The sequence below is a fragment of the Streptomyces hygroscopicus subsp. hygroscopicus genome (assembly GCF_030269125.1).
GTDB lineage: Bacteria > Actinomycetota > Actinomycetes > Streptomycetales > Streptomycetaceae > Streptomyces > Streptomyces hygroscopicus_C.
The window spans coordinates 262637-287793 of record NZ_BSSM01000010.1 but is presented as its reverse complement, the minus strand read 5'-3'; the positions used below and the strand labels follow the sequence as shown (position 1 = coordinate 287793).

Below are 25157 nucleotides of genomic sequence, written 5' to 3'. Positions count from 1 at the left end.
CGCGGGCTACTTCTCCATGACCCCGTTCAACTGGTGCAGCAGGCGGGCCAGCTCGGCCACCTCCCGGCGGTCCCAGTGGGCGAGCTGGCTGACGTACCGGGCGCGGCGGGCCTCGCGGACCGTGCCGACGCGGCGGCGGCCCTCCTCGGTGAGGGTGACGAGCCAGGCGCGGCCGTCGGCGGGGTCGGGTTCGCGGGTGATCAGCCCCAGTTCCTCCAGGGCGCGCAGCTGGCGCGACATGGTGGCCTTGCCGACGCCGAAGTAGCCGGCGAGTTCGGTGGCCCGCCGGCCGCCGTGCTCGTTCAGCCGGATCAGCAGTCCGTAGGCGGAGGACTCCAGGTCGGGGTGGACCTCCCGGGCCATCTCGCCCTGGTTGGCGCGGGCGCGTCGCAGCAGTACGGTCAACTCCCGTTCGAGCGCGAGGAACTCCTGGTCCGCACCACTGGGCGTCACCTGCCCGGCGACGCGAGCCTCTGCGCCGTTTCCGTCCTCGTGCACGTCACACCCCTGATCGGTTTCGCGGTCCTGAAAGTTTCTGCCCGACGCCGCCATCGCCGCAGCTCCGTAAGTATTTCGCAGGCGTAGACCAACGGCGGCGGCCGGACCCCCTTCCCACGCCGCTGTCTACGTGCGTAGCTTTTTCGTCAGGCATTGAATGACATGCCCACGACAGTGCGCCTCTTCCGAGGTCACTGCCATGGTCCCCCCACTCACACCCCACCCTCCCCGGAGGCACGTCATGCCCGCGCCCAGACCCCGTTCACTCCGCCCACGTCCCCTGGCCGTCCTGGTCACGGCCCTGCTCGCGGCGGCGGCCTGCGCACTCCCCCTGTCCACCGCCCAGGCCGCGTCGACGCCCGCCCGCGGCACCGCCTACATGGGCGAGACCGTCGCGGCCCACGACGGCACACAGGGCACCCCCACCGGCGCCGACGCCACCCAGACCGAGGGCGTGGACGTCTCCGGCTACCAGGGCAACGTCGCCTGGTCCACCCTGTACAACAGCGGTGTCCGCTGGGCGTACACGAAGGCGACGGAGGGCACGTACTACACGAACCCGTACTTCGCCCAGCAGTACAACGGCTCGTACAACGTGGGCATGATCCGCGGCGCGTACCACTTCGCGACCCCGGACACCACCAGCGGCGCCACCCAGGCGAGCTACTTCGTCGCGCACGGCGGCGGCTGGTCCAAGGACGGCAAGACCCTGCCGGGCGTGCTCGACATCGAGTGGAACCCGTACGGCGCCGACTGCTACGGCAAGACGGCCGGCCAGATGGTCAGCTGGATCGCGGACTTCCTCAACACCTACAAGTCCCTCACCGGCCGTGACGCCGTGATCTACACGGCCACCAGCTGGTGGACCGAGTGCACCGGCAACTACGCGGGCTTCGCGAGCAGCAACCCGCTGTGGGTCGCCCGCTACGCCTCGACCGTGGGGACGCTGCCGGCCGGATGGTCCTACTACACGATGTGGCAGTACACCTCCTCCGGCCCGACCGTCGGCGACCACGACTACTTCAACGGCGCGCTCGACCGCGTCCAGGCGCTCGCCAACGGCTGACGGCCCGGCCGCGGCCCCCGGCTCCGCGCACCCACGCCCCGCCACGCCCGGCTCACCGAGCCGGGCGTGCGCGCGGCGGGACCCGGGCCTCCCTCACGGGACCCGGTCCCGCCCGTCACCCCGCCCGCGGGCGGAGCCCGGTCGGGGGCTCCGCGTCACGCCGCCAGGGGAACCTCCGGCGCCGCGCCCTCGGCCGCGGGCGCGAGCGCCAGCTCCAGGACCTGGCGGACGTCGGTCACGGTGTGGACGTCGAGCTTCTCCAGCACCTCGGCCGGGACGTCGTCCAGGTCGGCCTCGTTCCGCTTGGGGATGATCACGGTGGTCACCCCGGCGCGCTGGGCGGCGAGCAGCTTCTGCTTCACGCCGCCGATGGGCAGTACCCGGCCGGTCAGCGAGACCTCGCCGGTCATCGCCACGTCCGTGCGCACCTGGCGCCCCGAGAGAAGCGAGGCGAGGGCGGTGGTCAGCGTGACGCCCGCGCTCGGACCGTCCTTCGGGACCGCGCCCGCCGGGAAGTGGACGTGCACGCCCCGGTCCTTCAGGTCGGTCACCGGCAGCCCCAGCTCGGCGCCGTGGCTGCGCAGGAAGCTCAGCGCGATCCGCGCCGACTCCTTCATCACGTCGCCCAGCTGACCGGTGAGGGTCAGACCCGCCGCGCCCGTCTCGGGGTCGGCGAGGGATGCCTCCACGAAGAGCACGTCGCCGCCCGCGCCGGTGACCGCGAGCCCGGTCGCCACCCCGGGAACGGCCGTACGGCGCTCGGCCGGGTCCTGCGCCGACTCGGGCACATGGTGCGGCCGCCCGATCAGGTCGCGCAGGTCCTCGTCCGTGACGGCGCACGGCAGCTCCCGCTCGCCCAGTTCGTGCTGGGCCGCGATCTTGCGCAGCAGCCGGGCGATCGAGCGCTCCAGGGTGCGCACGCCCGCCTCGCGCGTGTACTCGCCCGCGAGCTTGCGCAGCGCGCTCTCCTCCAGGGTGACCTCGCCCTCGTCGAGACCGGCCCGCTCCAGCTGGCGCGGGAGCAGGTGGTCCCGGGCGATGACGACCTTCTCGTCCTCGGTGTAGCCGTCCAGGCGGACGATCTCCATGCGGTCGGCGAGGGCCTCCGGGATCGCCTCCAGGACGTTGGCGGTGGCCAGGAAGACGACGTCGGACAGGTCGAGTTCGACCTCCAGGTAGTGGTCGCGGAAAGTGTGGTTCTGCGCCGGGTCGAGCACCTCCAGGAGGGCGGCGGCCGGGTCGCCCCGGAAGTCCGAGCCCACCTTGTCGATCTCGTCCAGGAGCACCACCGGGTTCATCGACCCGGCCTCCTTGACGGCGCGCACGATCCGGCCGGGCAGCGCGCCGACGTACGTACGGCGGTGACCGCGGATCTCGGCCTCGTCGCGGACGCCGCCGAGCGCGACGCGGACGAACTTGCGGCCCATGGCGTGCGCGACGGACTCGCCCAGGCTGGTCTTCCCGACGCCGGGCGGGCCGACGAGCGCGAGCACCGCGCCCCCGCGCCGGCCGCCGATCACGCCGAGGCCGCGGTCGCCGCGCCGCTTGCGCACGGCCAGGTACTCGGTGATCCGCTCCTTGACGTCCTCCAGGCCCGCGTGTTCCGCGTCGAGCACGGACTTGGCGCCCCGGATGTCGTACGCGTCCTCGGTCCGCTCGTTCCAGGGCATCTCCAGGACGGTGTCCAGCCAGGTGCGGATCCAGCTGCCCTCGGGGGACTGGTCGGAGGACCGCTCCAGCTTGTCGACCTCCTTGAGCGCGGCCTCGCGGACCTTCTCGGGCAGGTCGGCGGCCTCCACGCGGGCGCGGTAGTCGTCGGACTCCTCGCCCTCCTGGTCGCCGTTCAGCTCGCGCAGCTCCTTGCGGACGGCCTCCAGCTGACGGCGCAGCAGGAACTCGCGCTGCTGCTTGTCGACGCCTTCCTGGACGTCCTTGGCGATGGTCTCGGCCACCTCCTGCTCGGCGAGGTGGTCGCGCAGCAGCTGCGTGGCGAGCTTGAGGCGGGCCACCGGGTCGGCGGTCTCCAGGAGTTCGACCTTCTGCTCGGTGGTCAGGAAGGGCGAGTAGCCGGAGTTGTCGGCGAGCGCGGCGACGCCGTCGATGGCCTGGACGCGGTCCACCACCTGCCAGGCGCCGCGCTTGCGCAGCCAGCTGGTGGCCAGCGCCTTGTACTCCTTGACGAGTTCGGCGACCTGGCCGGGCAGCGGGTCGGGCAGGGTCTCGTCCACCTGCGCGCCCTCGACCCACAGGGCGGCGCCGGGGCCGGTGGTCCCGGCACCGATGCGGACGCGGCTGCGACCGCGGATCAGCGCGCCGGGGTCGCCGTCGGCGAGTCGGCCGACCTGCTCGACCGTGCCCAGCACACCGGTCTTGGCGTACGTGCCGTCGACGCGTGGCACCAGCAGCACCTTGGGCTTGCCGGGTTCCGAGCGCGCGGCGGCCTGTGCGGCCTCCACCGCGGCGCGGACCTCGGCATCGCTCAGGTCCAGCGGGACCACCATGCCGGGCAGCACGACCTCGTCGTCGAGCGGCAGCACGGGCAGGACGAGCGTGAACGCCGGTGACTCAGCACCCATGATCTCCCCTTAGGCAGTCAACTTGAGTTATGCCGACTCAATGTTTGATGCACGGGGATTGTTCCCGGCGACATGTTCGCTGTCAGCGATCACTTCGTCCGCGCAGGTGGGAGAGGGTTTCGCGCGCCCGCCCAACGGCGCGCGGCGGGCCAGGCAGACACGCCGATCGCGAGGGCGATCAGGTGACCCCAGTTCGTCATGGGGTCCTCGTAGGCCAGCAGGTCCTCCAGGAGGTCACCCGCCACGGCGGCGAGGAGGGGCCAGCGGAGCCACGGGGCCAGGAGGCCGGTCAGGGCGCCGGTGCTCGCGGCCACGCCGAAGCTGATGCCGTAGTCCAGGCGGTGCAGGGAGGTGGCCGGGAGACGGCCGGCCAGGACCGCGAGGCCCACCGGGACCTCGGTGGCCAGGGTCGCGAGGACGTGCCCGGCCAGGAAGACGCAGGCCGCCCGGCCACCGCCTATGCGCCGCTCCAGGGCCGTCAGCACGAGGACGAACGCGACGGCGTACGGCGAGACGAGGCCGCCCGCGATCCACAGCGCGCTGGTCACCAGCACCACGGCGGGCGAGCGCACCAGGTGGGACACGTCCGTGCTGGAGCCCTGGTAGAGGGCGTACACCAGGGAGGGGGGCGCCAGGGCGGCGAACAGGGAGGTGACGGCGAGCAGGGCCGCGTAGCCGAAGGTGAACGGCGTGCCGGCGGGCGTCGGCAGCAGCCGCCAGGGCCGTACGCGCGGCACCGCGAGGCGGCGGGCCGGCGGCTCCGCCGCCACGGCGGCCCGCTGGCGGGGCACACCGTCCAGCAGGTCGGCGCCCACGAGGTCCGGCGCGATCCGTTCCACGGTGGCGCTCCTTCCGTCGCCCCCCACCCTCGGCGCCGCGGGAAGCCGCTGTCCATGACCGGCGTCACGGGAGAGCGGTTTCACGGCAACCTCATACGTTCCGGCGGCGTCCGCGGCCCGCGCACCCGGCCCGACATCCGTAATTGCCGTGAAAGCAAAGCCTCGTTCAAGCAGGATGGAACCATGGCTGCCCCAGACGACTCACCCGTGGTGCTGGACCGGCGCGAGGGGCCGTACGGCGAGGTGGCGCTGCGCAGGCACGGCACGCTGCTCCAGATCATCGCCAACGGCTGCTTCCTCATGGACACTTCGGACGGCCGCTCGGAGCGGCTGCTGATCGACGCGGCGTACGGCGCCCTCGACGGGCGCCCGGCACCGGCCGTGCTGATCGGCGGCCTGGGCGTCGGATTCTCACTCGCACACGCGTCCGAGGACCCCCGCTGGGGGCGGATCACGGTGGTGGAGCGGGAGCCCGCCGTCATCGACTGGCACCGCGCCGGACCCCTGTCCGAGCTGACCTCCGCCGCCCTCGCCGACCCGCGCACCGAGATCCTCGAGTCCGATCTGGTCCGTTACGTCAATGAGACATCGGACACGTTCGACGCCCTGTGTCTCGACATCGACAACGGCCCCGGATGGACGGTCACCGAGGACAACGAAAGCCTGTACTCACTGGCCGGACTGGCCGCCTGCGCAAGGGTGTTGAGGCCCGGTGGGGTACTTGCCGTATGGTCTGCCGAGCCGTCCCCGGAATTTGAAGGAACCTTGCGGAATGCCGGGTTCCATCGGGTGCGTACCGAAGAGGTGCCCGTTGCCCGGGGAGTTCCGGACGCCGTGCACCTCGGCGTCCGCCCTGGATAGCGACGGCACGGCCGATCCCCGTAATGTGCTGCCCTGACGCGGATCTTTCGCGTCGATCGCAGACATGGGATCACCCCACGGGTTCCGGAAAGCAACAAGCAGGGGCGGGCGATGGAGCAGACACACACCTCCCAGAGCGGCGCGGCGGCGACGACCACCACCCCGGGCGCCCAGCGCCGGGTGCTGGTCGTCGAGGACGACCCCACGATCGTCGACGCCATCGCGGCCCGGCTCCGTGCCGAGGGTTTCCTCGTGCAGACGGCGGCCGACGGACCGGCCGCCGTGGACACGGCCGAGGCATGGCAGCCCGACCTGCTGATCCTCGACATCATGCTGCCGGGCTTCGACGGCCTGGAGGTCTGCCGGCGCGTGCAGGCCCAGCGGCCGGTGCCGGTGCTGATGCTGACCGCGCGGGACGACGAGACGGACATGCTGGTCGGGCTCGGGGTCGGCGCCGACGACTACATGACCAAGCCGTTCTCCATGCGCGAGCTGGCCGCGCGGGTGCACGTGCTGCTGCGCCGGGTGGAGCGGGCCGCCATCGCCGCCTCCACGCCGCGCTCCGGCATCCTGCGCCTCGGCGAGCTGGAGATCGACCACGCGCAGCGCCGGGTGCGGGTGAAGGCCGAGGACGTCCACCTGACGCCGACCGAGTTCGACCTGCTGGTGTGCCTGGCCAACACCCCGCGCGCGGTGCTCTCCCGGGAGCAGCTGCTGGCCGAGGTGTGGGACTGGGCGGACGCCTCCGGCACGCGCACCGTCGACAGCCACATCAAGGCGTTGCGCCGCAAGATCGGCGCCGAGCGCATCCGCACCGTGCACGGTGTGGGCTACGCGCTGGAGACGCCGAACCCGTGAGCGCGAGCGGGCGCCAGGCCGCACGGAGGAGCCCCGGGGTCCGCACGGAGGAGCCCTGGGGCGGCGTACGCCCGTTCTCGATCAAGACCAAACTGGGCGCGCTCGTCGTCATCTCGGTGCTGATCACCACCGGCCTGTCGATCGTCGCCGTGCACACCAAGACGGAGCTGCGCTTCATCACGGTGTTCTCGATGATCGCCACCCTGCTGATCACCCAGTTCGTGGCGCACTCGCTCACCATGCCGCTGGACGAGATGAACACGGTCGCCCGTGCCATCTCGGAGGGCGACTACACCCGCCGCGTGCGCGAGACCCGGCGGGACGAGCTGGGCGACCTGGCGCAGACGATCAACGTCATGGCCGACGAGCTGGAGGCCCAGGACCGCCAGCGCAAGGAGCTGGTCGCGAACGTCTCGCACGAGCTGCGCACCCCCATCGCCGGGCTGCGCGCCGTGCTGGAGAACATCGTCGACGGCGTCACCGAGGCCGATCCGGAGACCATGCGGACGGCCCTGAAGCAGACCGAGCGGCTCGGCCGCCTGGTGGAGACGCTGCTGGACCTGTCCCGGCTCGACAACGGCGTCGTACCCCTGAAGATGCGGCGCTTCGAGGTGTGGCCGTACCTGTCGGGCGTGCTCAAGGAGGCCAACATGGTCGCCTCGGCGCGCGCGGGCATGGCCACCGGCTCCGGCAGCCACACGCGTACCGACGTCCATCTGCACCTGGACGTCTCCCCGCCGGAGCTGACCGCGCACGCGGACCCCGAACGCATCCACCAGGTCGTCGCCAACCTGATCGACAACGCGGTCAAGCACAGCCCGCCGCACGGCCGGGTGACCGTGAAGGCCCGGCGCGGGCCCCAGCCCCAGTCCCTGGAGCTGGAGGTGCTGGACGAGGGCCCGGGTATCCCGCGCTCGGAGTGGCACCGCGTCTTCGAGCGGTTCAACCGGGGCGCGGTGACCCGGCCGCACGGCCCCGGCAGCGACGGGGGCACGGGTCTCGGGCTCGCGATCGCCCGCTGGGCGGTGGATCTGCACGGCGGCCGGATCGGCGTGGCCGAATCCGAGCGGGGCTGCCGGATCATCGTCACCCTTCCGGGGCTGGACTCCCTTTCAAGTTGACGTAAAGTTCCGGCGGAAGCACAAGATCCACGACTGTCCGCGCCCTTCCCGCGCAGCTGGACACGTGTGATCGGCGCGAGGCCCGCGCCGCCCGCAGAAGCCGGGGGCGCAGGGCCGGACCGGTGCACCCTCGTACGTCCGGAACCTCGCTTGTTTCCCGCCATTTCAAGCCCTGAAACAAGATTTTCGGTGTGACTTACACGACGATGAACGGGCCCGACCTGACCTTCCCCGTCTCCAAGGCGTAGCCTTTATTCCCGCTGTCCATCACCTTGTGAAGCGGAAGAGGGCGGTTGCCGCCGTGTCGCCACAGTCCCCCAGTAACTCGAGCATCTCCACCGACGACCAAGCCGCCGGGAAGAACCCCGCGGCCGCGTTCGGCGCGAACGAGTGGCTCGTCGACGAGATCTATCAGCAGTACCTCCAGGACCCGAATTCGGTAGACCGCGCCTGGTGGGACTTCTTCGCCGATTACAAGCCGGGCGCGCCCGCGACGCCCGCGCCGGCGGGTACTGCGGCCGCGGGGGTCGCGCAGACCCCCGCCCCGGCGCCTCAGACCGCCCCGGCGCCCGCGGCCCCGAAGCCCGCCGCGGCTCCGGCGCCCGCTCCCGCGGCCCCCGCGGCGAAGGCGGCCCCCTCCCCGGCCAAGCCGGCGCAACCCGCACAGGCGCCCGCTTCGCCCGCGAAGGCCGCTCCCGCCGCCGAGGCCCCCGTCGGCCCCGAGCAGGTCACCCTGCGCGGCCCGGCCGCCGCGGTCGCCAAGAACATGGACGCCTCGCTGGAGATGCCGACCGCCACCTCGGTCCGCGCCGTCCCGGTGAAGCTGCTGTTCGACAACCGCATCGTCATCAACAACCACCTCAAGCGCGCCCGCGGCGGGAAGATCTCCTTCACGCACCTCATCGGGTACGCGATGGTGCAGGCCATCAAGGCCATGCCGGCGATGAACCACTCGTTCGCCGTCAAGGACGGCAAGCCGACCCTGGTCAAGCCGGCCCACGTCAACCTCGGTCTCGCCATCGACCTGGTCAAGCCCAACGGCGACCGCCAGCTCGTCGTCGCGGCGATCAAGAAGGCCGAGACGCTGAACTTCTTCGAGTTCTGGCAGGCCTACGAGGACATCGTCCGCCGCGCCCGCGAGGGCAAGCTGACCATGGACGACTTCACCGGGGTCACGGTCTCCCTGACCAACCCCGGCGGCCTGGGCACCGTGCACTCCGTGCCGCGTCTGATGCCCGGCCAGTCCGTGATCATGGGCGTCGGCTCCATGGACTACCCGGCCGAGTTCCAGGGCACCAGCCAGGACACCCTGAACAAGCTCGGTGTCTCCAAGGTCATGACCCTCACGTCGACCTACGACCACCGGGTCATCCAGGGCGCCGCCTCCGGCGAGTTCCTGCGCCAGGTCGCCAACCTGCTGCTCGGCGAGAACAAGTTCTACGACGAGATCTTCGAGGCGCTGCGCATCCCCTACGAGCCGGTCCGCTGGCTCAAGGACATCGACGCGTCCCACGACGACGACGTCACCAAGGCCGCCCGCGTCTTCGAACTGATCCACTCCTACCGGGTCCGCGGCCACGTCATGGCCGACACCGACCCGCTGGAGTACCGCCAGCGCAAGCACCCCGACCTGGACATCGTCGAGCACGGCCTCACCCTGTGGGACCTGGAGCGCGAGTTCGCCGTCGGTGGTTTCGCCGGCAAGTCGATGATGAAGCTGCGCGACATCCTCGGTGTGCTCCGCGACTCGTACTGCCGCACCACCGGCATCGAGTTCATGCACATCCAGGACCCCAAGCAGCGCAAGTGGATCCAGGACCGGGTCGAGCGCGGCCACGCCAAGCCGGAGCGCGAGGAGCAGCTGCGCATCCTGCGCCGGCTGAACGCCGCCGAGGCGTTCGAGACCTTCCTGCAGACCAAGTACGTCGGCCAGAAGCGCTTCTCCCTTGAGGGCGGCGAGTCCGTCATCCCGCTGCTCGACGCGGTCATCGACTCCGCCGCCGAGTCCCGCCTGGACGAGGTCGTCATCGGCATGGCCCACCGCGGCCGCCTGAACGTGCTCGCCAACATCGTCGGCAAGTCGTACGCGCAGATCTTCCGCGAGTTCGAGGGCAACCTCGACCCGAAGTCGATGCACGGCTCCGGCGACGTGAAGTACCACCTGGGCGCCGACGGCACCTTCACCGGCCTGGACGGCGAGCAGATCAAGGTCTCGCTGGTCGCCAACCCCTCCCACCTGGAGGCGGTCGACCCGGTCCTGGAGGGCGTCGCCCGCGCCAAGCAGGACATCATCAACAAGGGCGGCACGGACTTCACCGTCCTGCCGGTGGCGATCCACGGCGACGCGGCCTTCGCGGGCCAGGGCGTGGTGGCCGAGACCCTGAACATGTCGCAGCTGCGCGGCTACCGCACCGGCGGCACCGTGCACATCGTCATCAACAACCAGGTCGGCTTCACCGCCGCCCCCGAGTCCTCGCGTTCCTCCATGTACGCGACGGACGTGGCCCGCATGATCGAGGCCCCGATCTTCCACGTGAACGGCGACGACCCGGAGGCCGTCGTCCGCGTCGCCCGACTGGCGTTCGAGTTCCGCCAGGCGTTCAACAAGGACGTGGTGATCGACCTCATCTGCTACCGCCGCCGCGGTCACAACGAGTCGGACAACCCGGCCTTCACCCAGCCGCTGATGTACGACCTGATCGACAAGAAGCGCTCGGTGCGCAAGCTCTACACCGAGTCCCTGATCGGTCGTGGCGACATCACCCTGGAAGAGGCCGAGCAGGCCCTTCAGGACTACCAGGGCCAGCTGGAGAAGGTCTTCACCGAGGTCCGCGAGGCCACCTCGCAGCCGGCCGCCGGTGCCCCCCAGGAGGCCCAGGACGGCTTCCCGGCCACGGTGCCGACCGCCGTGTCCGCCGAGGTCGTCAAGCGGATCGCCGAGTCCCAGGTCAACCTCCCCGAGCACATCACCGTGCACCCGCGACTGCTGCCGCAGCTGCAGCGCCGTGCGGCGATGGTCGAGGACGGCACCATCGACTGGGGCATGGGCGAGACGCTGGCCATCGGCTCCCTGCTGCTCGACGGCACCCCGGTCCGCCTCGCGGGCCAGGACTCCCAGCGCGGCACCTTCGGCCAGCGCCACGCGGTGCTGATCGACCGGGAGACCGGCGAGGAGTACACCCCGCTCCAGTACCTCTCCGAGGACCAGGCGCGGCTGAACGTCTACAACTCGCTGCTGTCCGAGTACGCGGCCATGGGCTTCGAGTACGGCTACTCGCTCGCGCGTCCCGACGCGCTGGTGATGTGGGAGGCCCAGTTCGGCGACTTCGTCAACGGCGCCCAGACCGTCGTCGACGAGTTCATCTCCTCGGCCGAGCAGAAGTGGGGCCAGACCTCCGGCGTCGTCCTGCTGCTGCCGCACGGTTACGAGGGCCAGGGCCCGGACCACTCGTCCGCGCGCCCGGAGCGGTTCCTCCAGCTGTGCGCCCAGAACAACATGACGGTGGCCATGCCCACCTCGCCGTCGAACTACTTCCACCTCCTGCGGTGGCAGGTGCACAACCCGGCCCACAAGCCGCTGGTCGTCTTCACCCCGAAGTCGATGCTGCGCCTGAAGGCCGCCGCCTCCAAGGCGGAGGAGTTCACGACCGGCGGCTTCCGCCCGGTCATCGGCGACGACTCGGTCGACCCGGCCGCGGTCCGCAAGGTCGTCTTCTGCTCGGGCAAGGTCTACTACGACCTCGAGGCCGAGCGGAAGAAGCGGGGTGCCACGGACCCCGCGGCCGCGGAGACGGCGATCATCCGCATCGAGCGCCTGTACCCGCTGCCGGGTGCCGAGCTCCAGGCGGAGGTCAACAAGTACCCGAACGCCGAGAAGTACCTGTGGGTCCAGGAGGAGCCGGCGAACCAGGGTGCCTGGCCGTTCATCGCGCTCAACCTGATCGACCACCTCGACCTGGCGGTCGGCGCGGACATCCCGGCCGGCGAGCGGCTGCGGCGCATCTCCCGCCCGCACTCCTCGTCGCCGGCGGTGGGCTCCGCCAAGCGCCACCAGGCCGAGCAGGAGCAGCTGGTGCGTGAGGTGTTCGAGGCGTAGGCCTCCGGCACGGCGACGCCGAAGGGCCCGGTTCCTCACGGAACCGGGCCCTTCGTCTGCTTCCTCCCCGCTTCCCTCCCCCGCTTATTCGTCGTCCTCGTCGTCGAGGCGGGCGAGCCACGTGGCCAGGCGCTCCACGGGCACCTCGAAGTCGGGGTTGAGGTCCACGAAGGTGCGCAGCTGCTCGGCGAGCCACTCGAAGGTGACCTCCTCCTCGCCGCGCCGCTTCTCCAGCTCCTCGATGCCGCGGTCGGTGAAGTACATGGGGTTGCGTCTCCTGGGTGTGCGTATGCGTCCGAGCCGGCGGGACGGGCGCCGGCGTCGTCACCAGCGTATGCAATGCGCGGGGCGGCTCACCCCGAAGAGTGTCTTGACTTCGCGAGGGCACGATATATCGTGTTTCTCGTCGGACGCGATATGGCGCGTCCGGTGCCGTACGGCCGAGGAGGTCCCCATGTCCGAGTGGTCCGTCGCCGAGCCGCAGAAGCTGACCTTCGACACGCCTGTGGACACCGTCCAGGTCCGCATCGCGGGCGGCACGGTGAACGTGGTGGGGGTGGAGGAGGGCCCCGCGCGCCTGGAGGTGTCCGACATCAAGGGCCCGCCGCTGACCGTCACCCAGGAGGGCGAGGTCCTGACGGTGGGGTACGAGGACCTCACCTGGCAGGGCTTCACGAAGCTCCTGGACCGCGGGAGCCTGCGCCGCAGCGCGGTCGTCTCCCTGACGGTCCCCGCGGACACCCGGGTGGAGGTGGGCGCGGTCGGCGCCGGCGCCGTGGTCTCCGGCATCCGGGGCGCGACGGTGGTCAGAGGCGTCACCGGCGACACCGCCCTGGTCGGCCTCTCCGGGCCGGTCCAGGCGAACACCGTGTCGGGGAACCTGGAGGCGCAGGCGGTCACCGGCGAGCTGCGCTTCACCTCGGTCTCCGGCGACCTGACCGTCATAGAGGGCTCGGGCCCCTCGGTCCGGGCGGACTCGCTCAGCGGCTCGATGATCGTGGACCTGGACCCGGAGGGCCCGACGGACGTCCACCTCACCAGCGTCTCGGGCGAGATCGCCATCCGGCTGCCGCACCCGGCGGACGCGGAGGTGGAGGCGAACACGGCGAGCGGCCGGATCTCCAACGCCTTCGAAGGGCTGCGGGTGCACGGCCAGTGGGGAGCCCACAAGATCACCGGCCGTCTGGGCGCGGGCACGGGCCGCCTGCGGGCCACCACGGTCTCCGGTGCGATCGCTCTGCTGCGGCGCCCGTCCGCCGAGGACGGGCAGGACACCCGCCCGACCGACGGCCCGACCGACGGCCCGACCGACAAGAAGGTGCTCTGACATGCCTCCCGTCTTCGCCCATGGCCGCCTGCGCCTGTACCTGCTCAAGCTGCTGGACGAGGCCCCGCGCCACGGCTACGAGGTGATCCGCCTCCTGGAGGAGCGCTTCCAGGGGCTGTACGCCCCCTCGGCCGGCACCGTCTACCCCCGCCTGGCCAAGCTGGAGGCCGAGGGTCTGGTCACCCACACCTCCGAGGGCGGCCGCAAGGTGTACTCCATCACGGACGCGGGCCGCGCCGAACTGGCCGACCGCGGTGGCGAGCTGGCCGACCTGGAGCTGGAGATCCGCGAGTCGGTGGCGGAACTGGCGGCCGAGATCAAGGCCGACGTGCGCGGGGCGGCGGGTGATCTGCGCCGCGAGATGCGGGCCGCGGCGTCCGAGGCCCGCGAGGGGGGCGCCGCCGGGGACGACAAGGATGCCTGGCGCGTCGCCAAGGAGGAGATGCGCCGGGTGCGGCAGGAGTGGAAGGAGCAGGCCCGCCGCGCCAAGGACGAGAGCCGCCGGGCCCGCGAGGAGGCCCAGCGCGCCCGCCACCAGGCCCAGGAGGCCCAGGCCCGCGCCCGCGCCCAGGCGCAGGAGGAGATGCAGCGTGTCGCCCGCCGCGTCCAGGACCACTTCGCGCGCGGCAACTGGCCGGCGGGCGTCCGCGAGGGCCTGACCGAACTGGCCAGGGAACTGGGCGACCTGAGCAAGGACTGGACGACCCCCCGCCCCACCCCGGCCTACACCGCCCCCACGACCGACTTCCCCGCCGACTACATCCCCGCCTGGACCCACGAACCCACCACCGACGACCCCGCCCGCGACCTCGACCGCCTGCTCGACCGCTTCCGCGACGACATCCGCGACCTGTCCCGCGACCACGGGGTGACCCCGGAGCAACTCCGGGCGAGCCGGGAGCACTTGTCGCGAGCGGCGGCGGACATCGCATCGATCCTGCGGCCGGCGAAGGGGTAGTTCCCGGGCCGGCTGTCCGGCACCGCGCCGCAAAGGGACGGCACCCGGCCGACCGCGTCCGGTGGCACGGGCTCACCGCGCCCCGGCGGGTCCGGAACCCCGGACCCGCCCCCGGCTCCCCCCGGGGAACTCAGGACGTCGTCAGCACGATCTTCCCGAACTGCTCGCCGGACTCCATCCGTTCGAAGCCCTCCCGCGCCCGGTCCATCGGCAGCACCTCGTCGATGACGGGCCGTACCCCGGTCGTGGCGCAGAAGGAGAGCAGGTCCTCCAGCTCGTCCTTGGTGCCCATGGTGGAGCCGACCACCTTCAGCTCCAGGAAGAAGATCCGTGTCAGCTCGGCGTGCGCGGGCCGGTCCCCGCTGGTCGCGCCGGAGATGACGATCGTCCCGCCGGGCCGCAGCGACTTCACCGAGTGGGACCACGTCGCCGCGCCCACCGTCTCGATCACCGCGTCCACCCGCTGCGGCAGCCGCGCCCCGCTCTCCACGGCCTCCACCGCCCCGAGCTCCAGCGCCCGCTTCCGCTTCGCCTCGTCGCGGCTGGTGGCGAACACCTTCAGCCCCGCCGCCTTGCCGAGCACGATCGCGGCCGTGGCGACCCCGCCGCCCGCGCCCTGCACGAGGACCGAGTCCCCGGGGCGTACCCCGGCGTTGGTGAACAGCATCCGGTACGCCGTCAGCCACGCGGTCGGCAGACAGGCGGCCTCGGCGAAGGACAGCTCCTTCGGCTTGGGCAGCACATTGAAGGTCGGCACGGCGACCTGCTCGGCGAAGGTGCCCTGATAGCGCTCGGTCAGGATGGACCGCGGCTCCTTCGGGCCGACGCCGTGACCGGTCTGGCCGATGACGGAGTGCAGGACGACCTCGTTGCCGTCCGCGTCGACCCCGGCGGCGTCACAGCCGAGGATCATCGGCAGGCGGTCCTCCGGGAGGCCGACGCCCCGCAGGGACCAGAGGTCATGGTGGTTGAGGGAGGCGGCGCGCACATCGATGGTGCTCCAGCCGGGACGGGCCTCGGGAGCCGGACGCTCCCCCAACTCAAGGCCGGTGAGCGGCTGGTCGCGGTCGATTCGGGCGGCGTAGACAGCGAACATGCTGCCGACGATAGGTGCGCCGGCGCCCCGACGGAACCTGGCCGCCCTGTGACACATGCCCTCTTACCCAGGGACACCCGGGCGGCGCAGCCCGCCGCGAGACCCCGGGGGGGGGCGCCCCCGTCACCCGGGTCTGCGGTGCGCGGGCGGGAAGCAGAACGGCCCCGCCCGAACGGGGCGGGGCCGTCTCGCCGACGTCAGCGACGGGCAACGCCCTCCGCGCGGGCGGCCGCGGCCACCGCCGCGGTGACCGCCGGAGCGACGCGCTCGTCGAACGGCGAAGGGATCACGTAGTCCGCCGCGAGATCGTCCCCGACGACCGCGGCCAGCGCCTCCGCCGCCGCGATCTTCATCCCCTCCGTGATCCGCGAGGCCCGCACCTGGAGCGCGCCCGCGAAGATCCCGGGGAAGGCCAGCACGTTGTTGATCTGGTTCGGGAAGTCGGAGCGCCCGGTGGCGACGACCGCCGCGTACTTGTGCGCGACCTCGGGGTGCACCTCGGGGTTCGGGTTGGCCATCGCGAAGACGAAGGCGCCCTCGGCCATGGAAGCCACGGCCTCCTCGGCGACCGTACCGCCGGAGACGCCGATGAAGACGTCCGCGCCCTTGAGCGCGTCCTCCAGGGTGCCGCTGATCCCGGCCTTGTTGGTGAAACCGGCCACCTCGCGCTTGACCGGGGTCAGGTCCTCGCGGTCGGCGGAGACGACGCCCTTGCGGTCCGCGACCGCCACATCGCCGATGCCGGCCTGGATCAGCATCTTGGAGATGGCGACACCGGCCGCGCCGGCGCCCGAGATCACGGCGCGCAGCTGACCGATCTCCCGGCCGCTGAGCCGCGCCGCGTTCCGCAGCGCCGCGAGCGTCACCACGGCCGTGCCGTGCTGGTCGTCGTGGAAGACCGGGATGTCGAGACGCTCCTGGAGGCGGCGCTCGATCTCGAAGCACCGGGGCGCCGAGATGTCCTCGAGGTTGACTCCGCCGAAGGAGGGAGCGAGCCGGACGACGGTCTCCACGATCTCGTCCACACCGGTGCAGTCGAGCGCGATCGGGACCGCGTCGACACCACCGAACTGCTTGAACAGGATCGCCTTGCCCTCCATCACGGGGAGGGAGGCCTGGGGACCGATGTCCCCGAGGCCGAGCACCGCCGTGCCGTCGGTGACGACGGCCACGACGGAGGACTTCCACGTGTAGTCGTTGACCAGCTCCGGCTGTTCCGCGATCGCGGTGCACACGCGAGCGACGCCGGGCGTGTACGCGAGGGAAAGGTCGTCCTTGTCGCGGATCGGCACGGTGGCCTGCACAGCCATCTTGCCGCCACGGTGCAGAGCGAACGCCGGATCGAAGGAGTCGAGGGGCTCGGCCCCGCCGTCCTGGTCCGTACCGACGTCGCTGCGAGGATTGACGATCTCCGCTGCCACTTGTTCTACCCCTTAGGTATGCATGGTTTGAGGGTCGACCACTCCTGGTGAGGGGTGGGCGGGCACCGCGCAGGGCCCGATTGCGGATACGCACGGGTCATGCGCGACGGGCGCGCCGCACACGCGCCCTGAGCCCCGGATGAGGGGTGTAAAGAACCTTCTTACCGGACGGACGGCGCCCACGACGAGTCCAATAGGTGCAAGGTCACATCTCGGAACCAGAAAGCCACACAGAGGTGACACGCCACTGACGGACGCGCCACCGGCGGCGGGAGGTCCGGAGGGACTCGACGGGGCTCCGGGCGGAGGAAGTGGCGTATGACACCACTCACCCGTCCGGCCGTCCACATTTCGAGACGTGCCGAAGATTTTCCGGCGGCGGGACGGGAATCGCGCAGATGGTCCGGCGCGGTAGGGCGCCGAGAGACCAAGGATGTACCGACCTGGTGGGGTTCGGGGGTCACCCGTTATCCGATTTTGACATATCCGCGCCCCTGAATGGCGTAGTCCGAATGGCAAGATGCCGTAAACCCGCGAGGTCGCGCCACCCAATGGTGTGTGTTCTCGTCTACCCAGCGGCAAACTCTTCGCATACGCCGGAGGAATCCACCATGACCGCAAGCTCCACCCGTCGTTCGACCGCCACGCACCCCCGGCTGGCTGCGGTCGGTGCGATCGCGGTCGCGGGCGCCCTGCTGCTCACCGGCTGCGGTGACCAGACGAAGGACAAGAACAACGAGGCGGGCGGCGGCGCCTCTGCCGGCGCCCCGCTCGCGAGCAAGCTCCCGCAGGCCATCCGCGGCAAGGGCAAGATCCTTGTCGGTTCGGACATCGCGTACGCCCCGGTGGAGTTCAAGGACTCCAGCGGCAAGGCCGTCGGCCTGGACCCGGACCTGGCGGCGGCGCTGGGCAAGCAGCTCGGCGTGACGTTCGAGTTCCGGAACGGCACCTTCGACTCCCTGCTCACCGGCCTGCGCTCGGGCCGCTACGACATCGCGATGTCGGCGATGACCGACAGCAAGAACCGCCAGCAGGGTGTCGACCCGGACACCGGCAAGAAGGTCGGCGAGGGCGTCGACTTCGTCGACTACCTGACCGCCGGTGTCTCGATCTACACGCGCAAGGGCGACACCCAGGGCATCACCGGCTGGCCCGACCTGTGCGGCAAGAAGATCGCCGTCGAGCGCAGCACCGTCTCGGAGGACCTGGCCAAGTCCGAGGCCAAGAAGTGTCCGGCCGGCAAGAAGCTGTCCATCGAGCCCTTCGACGACGACCAGCAGTCCCAGACCCGGCTGCGCTCGGGCGGCGTGGACGCGGCCTCCTCCGACTTCCCGGTGGCGGCGTACGCGGCGAAGACCTCGGGCGGCGGCAAGGACTTCCAGATCGTCGGCGACCAGGTCTCGGCGGCGCCGTACGGCATCGCGGTCTCCAAGGAGGCCACCCAGCTGCGCGACGCGCTCCAGGCCGCGATGAACGCGATCATCAAGAGCGGCGAGTACCAGAAGATCCTCGAGAAGTGGGGCGCCCAGGACGGCGCCGTCAAGGAATCCGTGATCAACGGCGGCAAGTGACCCGCGGCGCAACGCCAGCGGCCACCGAGAGGCAGCACATCCGTGACTGACATAGAGAAGACGGCCGGGGAACAGGGCACTCCCCCGGCCGGCCCGGAAACCCTCAGGGCCATCCCGGTGCGGCACTACGGGCGCTACGTGTCCGCCGTCGTCGCCATCGCGATCCTCGTCGCGATCATCTACGCGTTCAGCCAGGGCAAGATCAACTGGCACGCGGTGCCGGACTACTTCTTCGACCACCGGATCCTGACCGGTGTAAGCAAAACGCTTCTGCTGACGGTCCTGTCGATGCTGATCGGCATCGTCGGCGGCGTCGTCCTGGCCGTCATGCGGCTGTCGAAGAACCCGGTGACCTCGTCCATCGCGTGGTTCTACATCTGGTTCTTCCGCGGCACCCCGGTCCTGGTCCAGCTGTTCCTGTGGTTCAACCTGGGCCTGGTCTTCGAGTACATCAACCTGATGCCCTTCTACAAGGACTACTGGTCGAACTTCATGACGCCGCTGCTGACGGCGCTGCTCGGCCTGGGTCTGAACGAGGCGGCGTACATGGCCGAGATCTGCCGCGCGGGCCTGCTCGCGGTGGACGAGGGCCAGACCGAGGCGGCCCACGCGCTGGGCATGAGCCACAGCAGGACGCTGCGCCGGGTCGTCATCCCGCAGGCGATGCGGGTGATCGTGCCGCCGACCGGCAACGAGGTCATCAACATGCTGAAGACGACCTCGCTCGTGGCGGCCGTCCAGTATCCCGAGCTGTTCCGCTACGCCCAGGACATCGGCCAGAACTCCGGTGCGCCGGTGGAGATGTACTTCCTGGCCGCTGCCTGGTACCTGATCATGACCTCGGTGCTCAGCGTGGGCCAGTACTACATCGAGCGGTACTACGCCCGCGGCTCCAGTCGCAGCCTCCCGCCCACCCCGTGGCAGAAGGTCAGGGCGCATCTGACGACCTTCTCCAGCAGGAAGGTCATGGCATGAGCGACAAGCTGAACAAGCAGGACTCCGCGGCGGCGGGCACCGCCCCGATGGTCAAGGCGGAGGGCGTCCACAAGTCGTTCGGGCATGTGGAGGTGCTCAAGGGCATCGACCTGGAGGTGCGGCCGGGCGAGGTGTTCTGCCTCATCGGGCCCTCGGGCTCCGGCAAGTCCACCTTCCTGCGGTGCATCAACCACCTGGAGAAGATCAACGCCGGACGGCTGTACGTCGACGGCGAGCTGGTCGGCTACCGCCAGAAGGGCGGCAAGCTGTACGAGCTCAAGGACAGCGAAGTCGCCATGAAGCGCCGGGACATCGGCATGGTCTTCCAGCGCTTCAACCTGTTCCCGCACATGACGGCGCTGGAGAACGTCATGGAGGCGCCGGTCCAGGTCAAGGGCGTGGCCAAGGCCGCGGCGCGGGAGCGCGCCATGCAGCTCCTGGAACGGGTGGGCCTGGCCGACAAGGCCGGCAACTACCCCTCGCAGCTGTCCGGCGGTCAGCAGCAGCGGGTGGCCATCGCGCGTGCGCTCGCCATGGACCCCAAGCTGATGCTGTTCGACGAGCCGACCTCGGCGCTGGACCCGGAGCTGGTCGGCGACGTCCTGGACGTCATGCGCGACCTCGCCGAGTCCGGCATGACGATGGTCGTCGTCACCCATGAGATGGGTTTCGCCCGGGAGGTGGGCGACAGCCTGGTGTTCATGGACGGCGGTGTCGTGGTCGAATCCGGCCATCCGCGGGAGGTGCTGACGAATCCGCAGCACGAGCGGACGCAGTCGTTCCTCTCGAAGGTGCTGTAACCGGACACACGGGAAAGGGGCGGTGCGCGCACCGCCCCTTTCCCGTGCCCCGGCCTACTTGAGCGCGAGGACCAGACTGTCCGACGGGGAACACCACACGGCCCTGGCCTCGGCGAAGCCCTTCTCCCGCAGGACCCGGGCGTGCCAGGCCGCGGAGGGCATGTCGCCGTCGGCGTGCTCGCCGTAGATCTCGTAGCGGCGGGCGGTCGGCTCGGCGAGCACCGGGTCCTTCGCGGCGAGCTGCCACCACTCGGCCCAGTCGAGGGCGCCGTCCCGCTTGGCCTGATCCATACGGGCGTGGCGCTGGGCTCGCTCGGCCGCGTTGATCCGGGGCGTGCTCTCGTCGATCATGTGGTCCGCGTTCATGAACACACCGCCGGTGCGGACGAGTTCCGCGAGCCGGCCATAGAGGGCCGCGAGGGGTTCGCTGTGCAGCCAGTGCAGGGCCGTCGCGGTCAGTACGGCGTCGTACGAGTCGTACGGCAGCCGCGCCGCCCAGTCGGGGTCCTTGAGGTCGGCGCTCACGAAGGAGACCCGGTCGTCGCCCTCGAAGGTGCCGCGCGCGATGGCGAGCAGGGCCGGGTCGAGGTCGACGCCGGTGCTCGTGGCCTCGGGGAACCGTGCCAGCAGCCGGGCGGTGATGCTGCCGGTGCCGCAGGCGAGGTCGAGCACGCGTGGGGCCGTACCGACGAGGGCCTCGACCATGTCGAGCATGATCCGGAAGCGGTCCTCCCGGTCCGGCATGTACCACTCCTGCTGCCGGTCCCAGCTGTTCTGCCAGGCCGCCCAGTCGGTTCCGGTACCCGTCGTCATGGAACCCGCCTTTCCCCGCGGTCGCGTAATACCCTGGAAGCGCGATCGGCTGTTACCCGACCGCTCGTACGACGATAGAGCGCCTCCGTAAGGACTACAAGTGGAACTGGCCTATTACTCGGATTACGCCGTGCGACTCGTCAACACCGAGGAACCGACCCGGGGCAAGGACTGTCTGACCTCGGTCGAGGCCGTCCGCGACCTCTTCGGCGACAACGCGTCCGCGGCACGCCGCGCCACCGACGCGGACGTCACCCGTTTCCGCTCGGTGCGGGGACGGCTGCGCGCGGTCTTCGAGGCGGCCGACGGGGGCGACGAGACGCTGGCCGTGGACCTGCTGAACTCACTCCTGCTGGAGTTCCCGGTCAGCCCCCAGATCTCCGGCCACGACCACCGGGACGAGGACGACCGCCCGCTGTGGCACATGCACCTGGCCGACCACCCCTCCAACGCCACCGCGGGCTACGCGGCGATCGCGGCGATGGGCCTCGCCTTCCACCTCACCGAGTACGGCGTGGACCGCCTCGGCCTGTGCCAGGCGGCCCCGTGCCGCAACGCCTACCTGGACACCTCGACCAACCGCTCCCGGCGCTACTGTTCCGACCGCTGCGCCACCCGGGCCAACGTGGCCGCCTACCGGGCCCGCAAGCGCCTGGAGGCCGACCGGTCGCCGAGCAGCGGCCGCGCGGCGCAGACCGCCCAGCGCAGCACGGCCAGCGGCGAGCGCTGACCGGCCTCGAACGGCCTGAACCTCAGCCAGGCCCGCCCGAGGATCAGCTCCTCGGGCACGACCCCGTAGTCGGTACTGTCCCCACCGGCGTACGGATTGTCCCCGAGCACCCACCAGCCGCCCTCGCGCCGCTCCACGGCCCGCTTGACGACCAGCAGGTCCTGCTGGAAGGGGTGCCGCAGCACGACGATGTCACCGGGCCTGACGACGCCCCCGTACCGCACCAGCAGCTGGTCGCCGTGCCGGAGCGTGGGCACCATGGACGGCCCCGTCACCTCGGCCAGCCCGAACGGCGCGGGCGACCTCCCCCGCTCGCTCTCCTGCGACAGCTCCGGCATTCCCGGCACCTCCCCGGTCCGTTCCTCCACCAGTCCCAGTCTGACCCCGGACTTTTGTCCTAAGCCCTAGGGGGCACTCGGGAAAACAGGTCCCTCAGGGAGTAATGTCGCACCTGAGAAGACGATCACGAGGAAGGAATGCTCCATGCTTTCCCGCCTGTTTGCCCCCAAGGTCAAGGTCAGCGCCCACTGCGACCTGCCCTGCGGCGTGTACGACCCGGCCCAGGCCCGCATCGAGGCGGAGTCGGTGAAGGCCGTCCAGGAGAAGATGGCCGGCAACGACGACCCCCACTTCCAGGCCCGCGCCACCATCATCAAGGAGCAGCGCGCGGAGCTCGCGAAGCACCACGTCTCCGTCCTCTGGAGCGACTACTTCAAGGCCCCGCACTTCGAGAAGTACCCCGAGCTGCACCAGCTGGTCAACGACACCCTGAAGGCCCTCTCGGCCGCCAAGGCGTCCACCGACCCGGCGACGGGCCAGAAGGCGCTCGACTACATCGCCCAGATCGACAAGATCTTCTGGGAGACCAAGAAGGCCTGACCTCTGGGTCGCGCCACCTCGACCTGCGATTCCTCTCATCGCCTGGTCCACCTGCCCGCACCCGGCCCGCGGGACGCTCCGGCGTCCTCGGGGGTCCGGGTGCGGTCTTTTTCCCCGGCCCCGGCCGCTCCCTTCGGCGCCGAGCACCCCGGTCGGCCGTCCCGGCTCGCGGGGCTGAGGGGTCCACCGGTCGCCGGGAGCAGGTCCGTCGCCCCATGCGCGCCGTGAGTCCGCCGGTCAAGGTCTCCCCATGCAGGACACGGGGGTTGCTCCCCGCCGGGCGGCGGAGCGTAGGCGCGACACCCTGGAACGGCTCGCCGCCGAGCGGGATGTGTGGGTGTCGACGGCACATCCCGATCACGGGCCGCACAGGCGCCGCTGTGGTTCCTGTGGGACGGGCGAGCGGTGCGGATGTGCACCGGTGCCACGTCCGCGACCGCGCGGAACGTCCGCGCGGAGCCGCGCGTGCGCCTGGCGCTGCCGGACACCTTCGATGTGGTGCTTCTCCGGGGTGCGGCGGAGTGCTTCTTGGACGAGGAGGTGCCCGAGGGCGCGGCGGAGGCGTTCGCCGCCAAGTTCGGGTGGGACCCGCGTGCGGAGGAGGGTTCCTTCCTGTACGTGCGCGTGGTGCCGAGGAGTGTGCGCGCTTGGCGCGGCGAGCGGGAACTGCGCGGCAGGGTCGTCATGCGCGACGGGACGTGGCTGGGACAGCGGCACGGGAGGTCAGGACAGCCAGTCGCGGTAGTGGGTGGGGGCGAGTCGGGCCCGGCGGTCCGTGAGGACGTCCCCCTCGACGGCGGCGAACATGCCGGCCGTGGGGTCGGTGACGACCGTACGGCCGTCGCCCTTGCGGGACAGGGTGATCCGGCCCAGCTCGTCCAGGGTGAAGACGTCGGGTCCCGCGATGTTGCGGATGCCGTCGAGCGGGGGGCCCGCGGCGACGTCCGCCACCGCGGCGGCCACGTCCCCGGAGGCGATGGGCTGGATGGGCGTGGCGGGCAGCCGGACGGAGTGGGCGTCGGCGGTCCAGGAGATGACGGCCTCCATGAAGTCCATGAACTGGGTCGCCCGGACGATGGAATAGGGGATTCCCCCGGCCGCGAGGATGTTTTCCTGAAGCAGCTTGGCGCGGTAGTAGTCCAGCTCCGGCACCCGGTCCACGCCGACGATCGACAGGACGACGACGTGGCCGACGCCACCCTTCTTCGCGGCGGCCACGAGGTTGTCCATCGAGGTCCGGAAGAAGGCGAGGGAGGCTTCGTCGAAGGTCGGCGAGTTCGTCAGGTTGACGACGACGTCCGCTCCCGCGACCGCCTCGTCCAGACCCCGACCGCTGAGGACGTCGACGCCGGTGGACTTCGAGTACGGCACCGCCTCGTGCCCGGCGGCGTTCAGCTTCTCGACGACCTGCGACCCGATCAGACCGGTACCGCCGATGACCGCGACCTTCATGTCATGCCTCCTGTAGGTCCACTTAGGGGCTATGTGCGGAATATCCCATACGTCGCGCTGGGCGGGCGGGAAAGGGCCGGGGGCCGCGACTGCTCACGGCGTCGACGGGAAGCTGGGCCGGTGACAGCGAGGCAGGGGCCGTTGCCGCGGAGGACACGGCAGTCGCAGCGGGCCGGCGTCATGGCCGTAGGGCACGCGGGGCGGGAGCCGGGGGGTGCCGGGACGGTGGGAGGCAGGGGACGCCGGGCCGCGGCCGCCGTGCGCCGCCGCCCGCCGGCCAGTCCCGCCTTCCGAAACCCCGGTCCGGTGTCGGTGGGCTGTGCCAAGCTGGGGGTGTGGACGTGGAGGATCTGCGGCGGTTGCGACGGGTGCGGGATCGGATGGACCGGGAGTATGCCGAGCCGCTCGAGATGGGCGAGTTGGCGCGCGGCGCGCTGATGTCGGCCGGGCACTTCCAGCGCAGCTTTCGCAAGGCGTTCGGGGAGACGCCGTACAGCTATCTCATGACGCGCCGGATCGAGCGGGCCAAGGCGTTGCTGCGCCGGGGCGATCTCACGGTGACCGAGGTGTGCCTCGCCGTGGGGTGTTCGTCGCTGGGGTCCTTCAGTTCCCGGTTCACCGAGCTGGTCGGCCAGACGCCGAGCGCCTACCGGGCGGCCTCGCACGAGCCGGCCGCGGTGATCCCGTCCTGCGTGGCGCGCACGTTCACCCGGCCCGGCCGCCGCCCTTACTGATCTTCGCGAGCCGCGCGCGCCGACGCCCCGAGCGCCTTAGCGTGACCGCATGAACGTACGACTCGCACAGTGCTTCGTCGCCGTGGACGACCACGACAAGGCCCTCGCCTTCTACCGCGACATCCTCGGTCTGGAGGTCCGCAACGACGTGGGCTTCGAGGGGATGCGATGGGTGACCGTCGGCTCGCCGCTCCAGCCGGACGTGGAGATCGTGCTGGAGCCCCCGGGCGCCAACCCGGACGCCTCCCCGGCCGACCGGCAGGCGCTCGCCGAACTGCTCGCCAAGGGCATGCTGCGCGGCGTCATCCTGGCCACCGACGACTGCGACGCGCTGTGGGAACGGCTGCGCGAGTCCGGCGCCGACGTGCTCCAGGAGCCGACCGACCAACCGTGGGGCGTCCGCGACTGCGCCTTCCGCGACCCGGCGGGCAACCTGCTGCGCTGCTTCCAGCGTCCGGCGGACTGAACCCCCCGGCGACCCGGGCT

Annotated in this window: 23 protein-coding genes and 1 pseudogene; 15 read left to right on the top strand and 9 right to left on the bottom strand. The window is 71.0% G+C overall.

Going from position 1 to position 25157, the window contains the following annotated elements; genetic code table 11:
* Positions 1-6: 6 nt before the first annotated feature.
* The gene (locus tag QSK45_RS23175; RefSeq protein ID WP_285559869.1) at positions 7-498 is read right to left on the bottom strand and encodes a MarR family winged helix-turn-helix transcriptional regulator; all 492 of its coding nucleotides are present in this window, start codon (positions 496-498) and stop codon (positions 7-9) included.
* Between the two features lie 241 nt (positions 499-739).
* Here QSK45_RS23175 and QSK45_RS23170 point away from each other — a divergent pair, with 241 nt between their 5' ends.
* Positions 740-1564 (top strand): lysozyme, encoded by an 825-nt coding sequence (locus QSK45_RS23170; RefSeq protein ID WP_285559868.1) that lies wholly within the window; start codon positions 740-742, stop codon positions 1562-1564.
* Positions 1565-1719: 155 nt separating this feature from the next.
* On the opposite strand, the gene lon is transcribed toward QSK45_RS23170, so the two are convergent.
* Positions 1720-4140, bottom strand: a complete 2421-nt coding sequence (gene lon / locus QSK45_RS23165; protein WP_285559866.1) for an endopeptidase La — start codon at positions 4138-4140, stop codon at positions 1720-1722.
* Between the two features lie 89 nt (positions 4141-4229).
* Positions 4230-4979 (bottom strand): rhomboid-like protein, encoded by a 750-nt coding sequence (locus tag QSK45_RS23160; protein ID WP_285559864.1) that lies wholly within the window; start codon positions 4977-4979, stop codon positions 4230-4232.
* A 183-nt stretch (positions 4980-5162) separates the two neighbouring features.
* Here QSK45_RS23160 and QSK45_RS23155 point away from each other — a divergent pair, with 183 nt between their 5' ends.
* The 4 genes from QSK45_RS23155 (at position 5163) to QSK45_RS23140 (ending at position 11915) form a co-directional block, all read left to right on the top strand.
* Positions 5163-5840 (top strand): spermine/spermidine synthase domain-containing protein, encoded by a 678-nt coding sequence (locus tag QSK45_RS23155; RefSeq protein WP_285559946.1) that lies wholly within the window; start codon positions 5163-5165, stop codon positions 5838-5840.
* Between the two features lie 111 nt (positions 5841-5951).
* Positions 5952-6698 (top strand): response regulator transcription factor, encoded by a 747-nt coding sequence (locus QSK45_RS23150; protein WP_285559862.1) that lies wholly within the window; start codon positions 5952-5954, stop codon positions 6696-6698.
* Positions 6695-7819: a HAMP domain-containing sensor histidine kinase gene (locus QSK45_RS23145; RefSeq protein WP_285559860.1), complete on the top strand. Its 1125-nt coding sequence runs from the start codon at positions 6695-6697 to the stop codon at positions 7817-7819. The genes QSK45_RS23150 and QSK45_RS23145 overlap by 4 nt, the downstream gene beginning before the upstream one ends.
* 301 nt (positions 7820-8120) lie before the next feature.
* On the top strand, positions 8121-11915 hold the full coding sequence (locus QSK45_RS23140) for a multifunctional oxoglutarate decarboxylase/oxoglutarate dehydrogenase thiamine pyrophosphate-binding subunit/dihydrolipoyllysine-residue succinyltransferase subunit (RefSeq protein WP_285559858.1): 3795 nt from the start codon (positions 8121-8123) through the stop codon (positions 11913-11915).
* 84 nt (positions 11916-11999) lie between these two features.
* Here QSK45_RS23140 and QSK45_RS23135 read toward each other — a convergent pair whose 3' ends face one another.
* Positions 12000-12179: a DUF6104 family protein gene (locus QSK45_RS23135; RefSeq protein WP_003992906.1), complete on the bottom strand. Its 180-nt coding sequence runs from the start codon at positions 12177-12179 to the stop codon at positions 12000-12002.
* A 190-nt stretch (positions 12180-12369) separates the two neighbouring features.
* Between QSK45_RS23135 and QSK45_RS23130 the strand changes: the two genes are divergently transcribed.
* Positions 12370-13242 carry a DUF4097 family beta strand repeat-containing protein gene (locus QSK45_RS23130; RefSeq protein ID WP_285559855.1) on the top strand — a complete coding sequence of 291 codons (873 nt, stop codon included), beginning with the start codon at positions 12370-12372 and terminating at the stop codon, positions 13240-13242.
* 1 nt (position 13243) lies between these two features.
* Positions 13244-14200, top strand: a complete 957-nt coding sequence (locus QSK45_RS23125; protein WP_285559852.1) for a PadR family transcriptional regulator — start codon at positions 13244-13246, stop codon at positions 14198-14200.
* 130 nt (positions 14201-14330) lie between these two features.
* Here QSK45_RS23125 and QSK45_RS23120 read toward each other — a convergent pair whose 3' ends face one another.
* Positions 14331-15296 carry a zinc-binding dehydrogenase gene (locus QSK45_RS23120; protein WP_285559850.1) on the bottom strand — a complete coding sequence of 322 codons (966 nt, stop codon included), beginning with the start codon at positions 15294-15296 and terminating at the stop codon, positions 14331-14333.
* Between the two features lie 197 nt (positions 15297-15493).
* Positions 15494-16717 (bottom strand): NAD(P)-dependent malic enzyme, encoded by a 1224-nt coding sequence (locus tag QSK45_RS23115; RefSeq protein WP_285559848.1) that lies wholly within the window; start codon positions 16715-16717, stop codon positions 15494-15496.
* A 611-nt stretch (positions 16718-17328) separates the two neighbouring features.
* Here QSK45_RS23115 and QSK45_RS23110 point away from each other — a divergent pair.
* The 3 genes from QSK45_RS23110 to QSK45_RS23100 are packed head-to-tail and all read left to right on the top strand — an operon-like array spanning position 17329 to position 20063.
* The gene (locus QSK45_RS23110; protein ID WP_285559846.1) at positions 17329-18288 is read left to right on the top strand and encodes an ABC transporter substrate-binding protein; all 960 of its coding nucleotides are present in this window, start codon (positions 17329-17331) and stop codon (positions 18286-18288) included.
* Between the two features lie 42 nt (positions 18289-18330).
* The gene (locus QSK45_RS23105; RefSeq protein ID WP_285559844.1) at positions 18331-19263 is read left to right on the top strand and encodes an amino acid ABC transporter permease; all 933 of its coding nucleotides are present in this window, start codon (positions 18331-18333) and stop codon (positions 19261-19263) included.
* Between the two features lie 47 nt (positions 19264-19310).
* Positions 19311-20063 (top strand): amino acid ABC transporter ATP-binding protein, encoded by a 753-nt coding sequence (locus tag QSK45_RS23100; protein ID WP_285559945.1) that lies wholly within the window; start codon positions 19311-19313, stop codon positions 20061-20063.
* Between the two features lie 54 nt (positions 20064-20117).
* On the opposite strand, the gene QSK45_RS23095 is transcribed toward QSK45_RS23100, so the two are convergent.
* The gene (locus tag QSK45_RS23095) at positions 20118-20876 is read right to left on the bottom strand and encodes a class I SAM-dependent methyltransferase (protein ID WP_285559842.1); all 759 of its coding nucleotides are present in this window, start codon (positions 20874-20876) and stop codon (positions 20118-20120) included.
* 100 nt (positions 20877-20976) lie between these two features.
* Between QSK45_RS23095 and QSK45_RS23090 the strand changes: the two genes are divergently transcribed.
* On the top strand, positions 20977-21606 hold the full coding sequence (locus QSK45_RS23090; protein ID WP_285559841.1) for a CGNR zinc finger domain-containing protein: 630 nt from the start codon (positions 20977-20979) through the stop codon (positions 21604-21606).
* Here the strand turns inward: QSK45_RS23090 and sodX are convergent.
* Positions 21510-21944, bottom strand: coding sequence for a nickel-type superoxide dismutase maturation protease (gene sodX / locus QSK45_RS23085; RefSeq protein WP_285559943.1), 435 nt, complete (start codon positions 21942-21944; stop codon positions 21510-21512). The genes QSK45_RS23090 and sodX overlap by 97 nt on opposite strands.
* Positions 21945-22089: 145 nt before the next feature.
* Between sodX and sodN the strand changes: the two genes are divergently transcribed.
* Positions 22090-22485, top strand: coding sequence for a superoxide dismutase, Ni (gene sodN, locus QSK45_RS23080; RefSeq protein ID WP_046418451.1), 396 nt, complete (start codon positions 22090-22092; stop codon positions 22483-22485).
* 250 nt (positions 22486-22735) lie between these two features.
* Positions 22736-23190: pseudogene (locus QSK45_RS23075) on the top strand (pyridoxamine 5'-phosphate oxidase family protein); the annotation flags it as partial.
* Between the two features lie 18 nt (positions 23191-23208).
* On the opposite strand, the gene QSK45_RS23070 reads toward QSK45_RS23075, so the two are convergent.
* Positions 23209-23937, bottom strand: a complete 729-nt coding sequence (locus QSK45_RS23070; RefSeq protein ID WP_285559836.1) for an SDR family oxidoreductase — start codon at positions 23935-23937, stop codon at positions 23209-23211.
* Positions 23938-24317: 380 nt separating this feature from the next.
* Here QSK45_RS23070 and QSK45_RS23065 point away from each other — a divergent pair, with 380 nt between their 5' ends.
* Both QSK45_RS23065 and QSK45_RS23060 read left to right on the top strand, forming a co-directional pair.
* The gene (locus QSK45_RS23065) at positions 24318-24671 is read left to right on the top strand and encodes a helix-turn-helix transcriptional regulator (protein WP_395484914.1); all 354 of its coding nucleotides are present in this window, start codon (positions 24318-24320) and stop codon (positions 24669-24671) included.
* 49 nt (positions 24672-24720) lie between these two features.
* Positions 24721-25137, top strand: a complete 417-nt coding sequence (locus tag QSK45_RS23060; protein ID WP_285559832.1) for a VOC family protein — start codon at positions 24721-24723, stop codon at positions 25135-25137.
* Positions 25138-25157 lie beyond the last annotated feature (20 nt).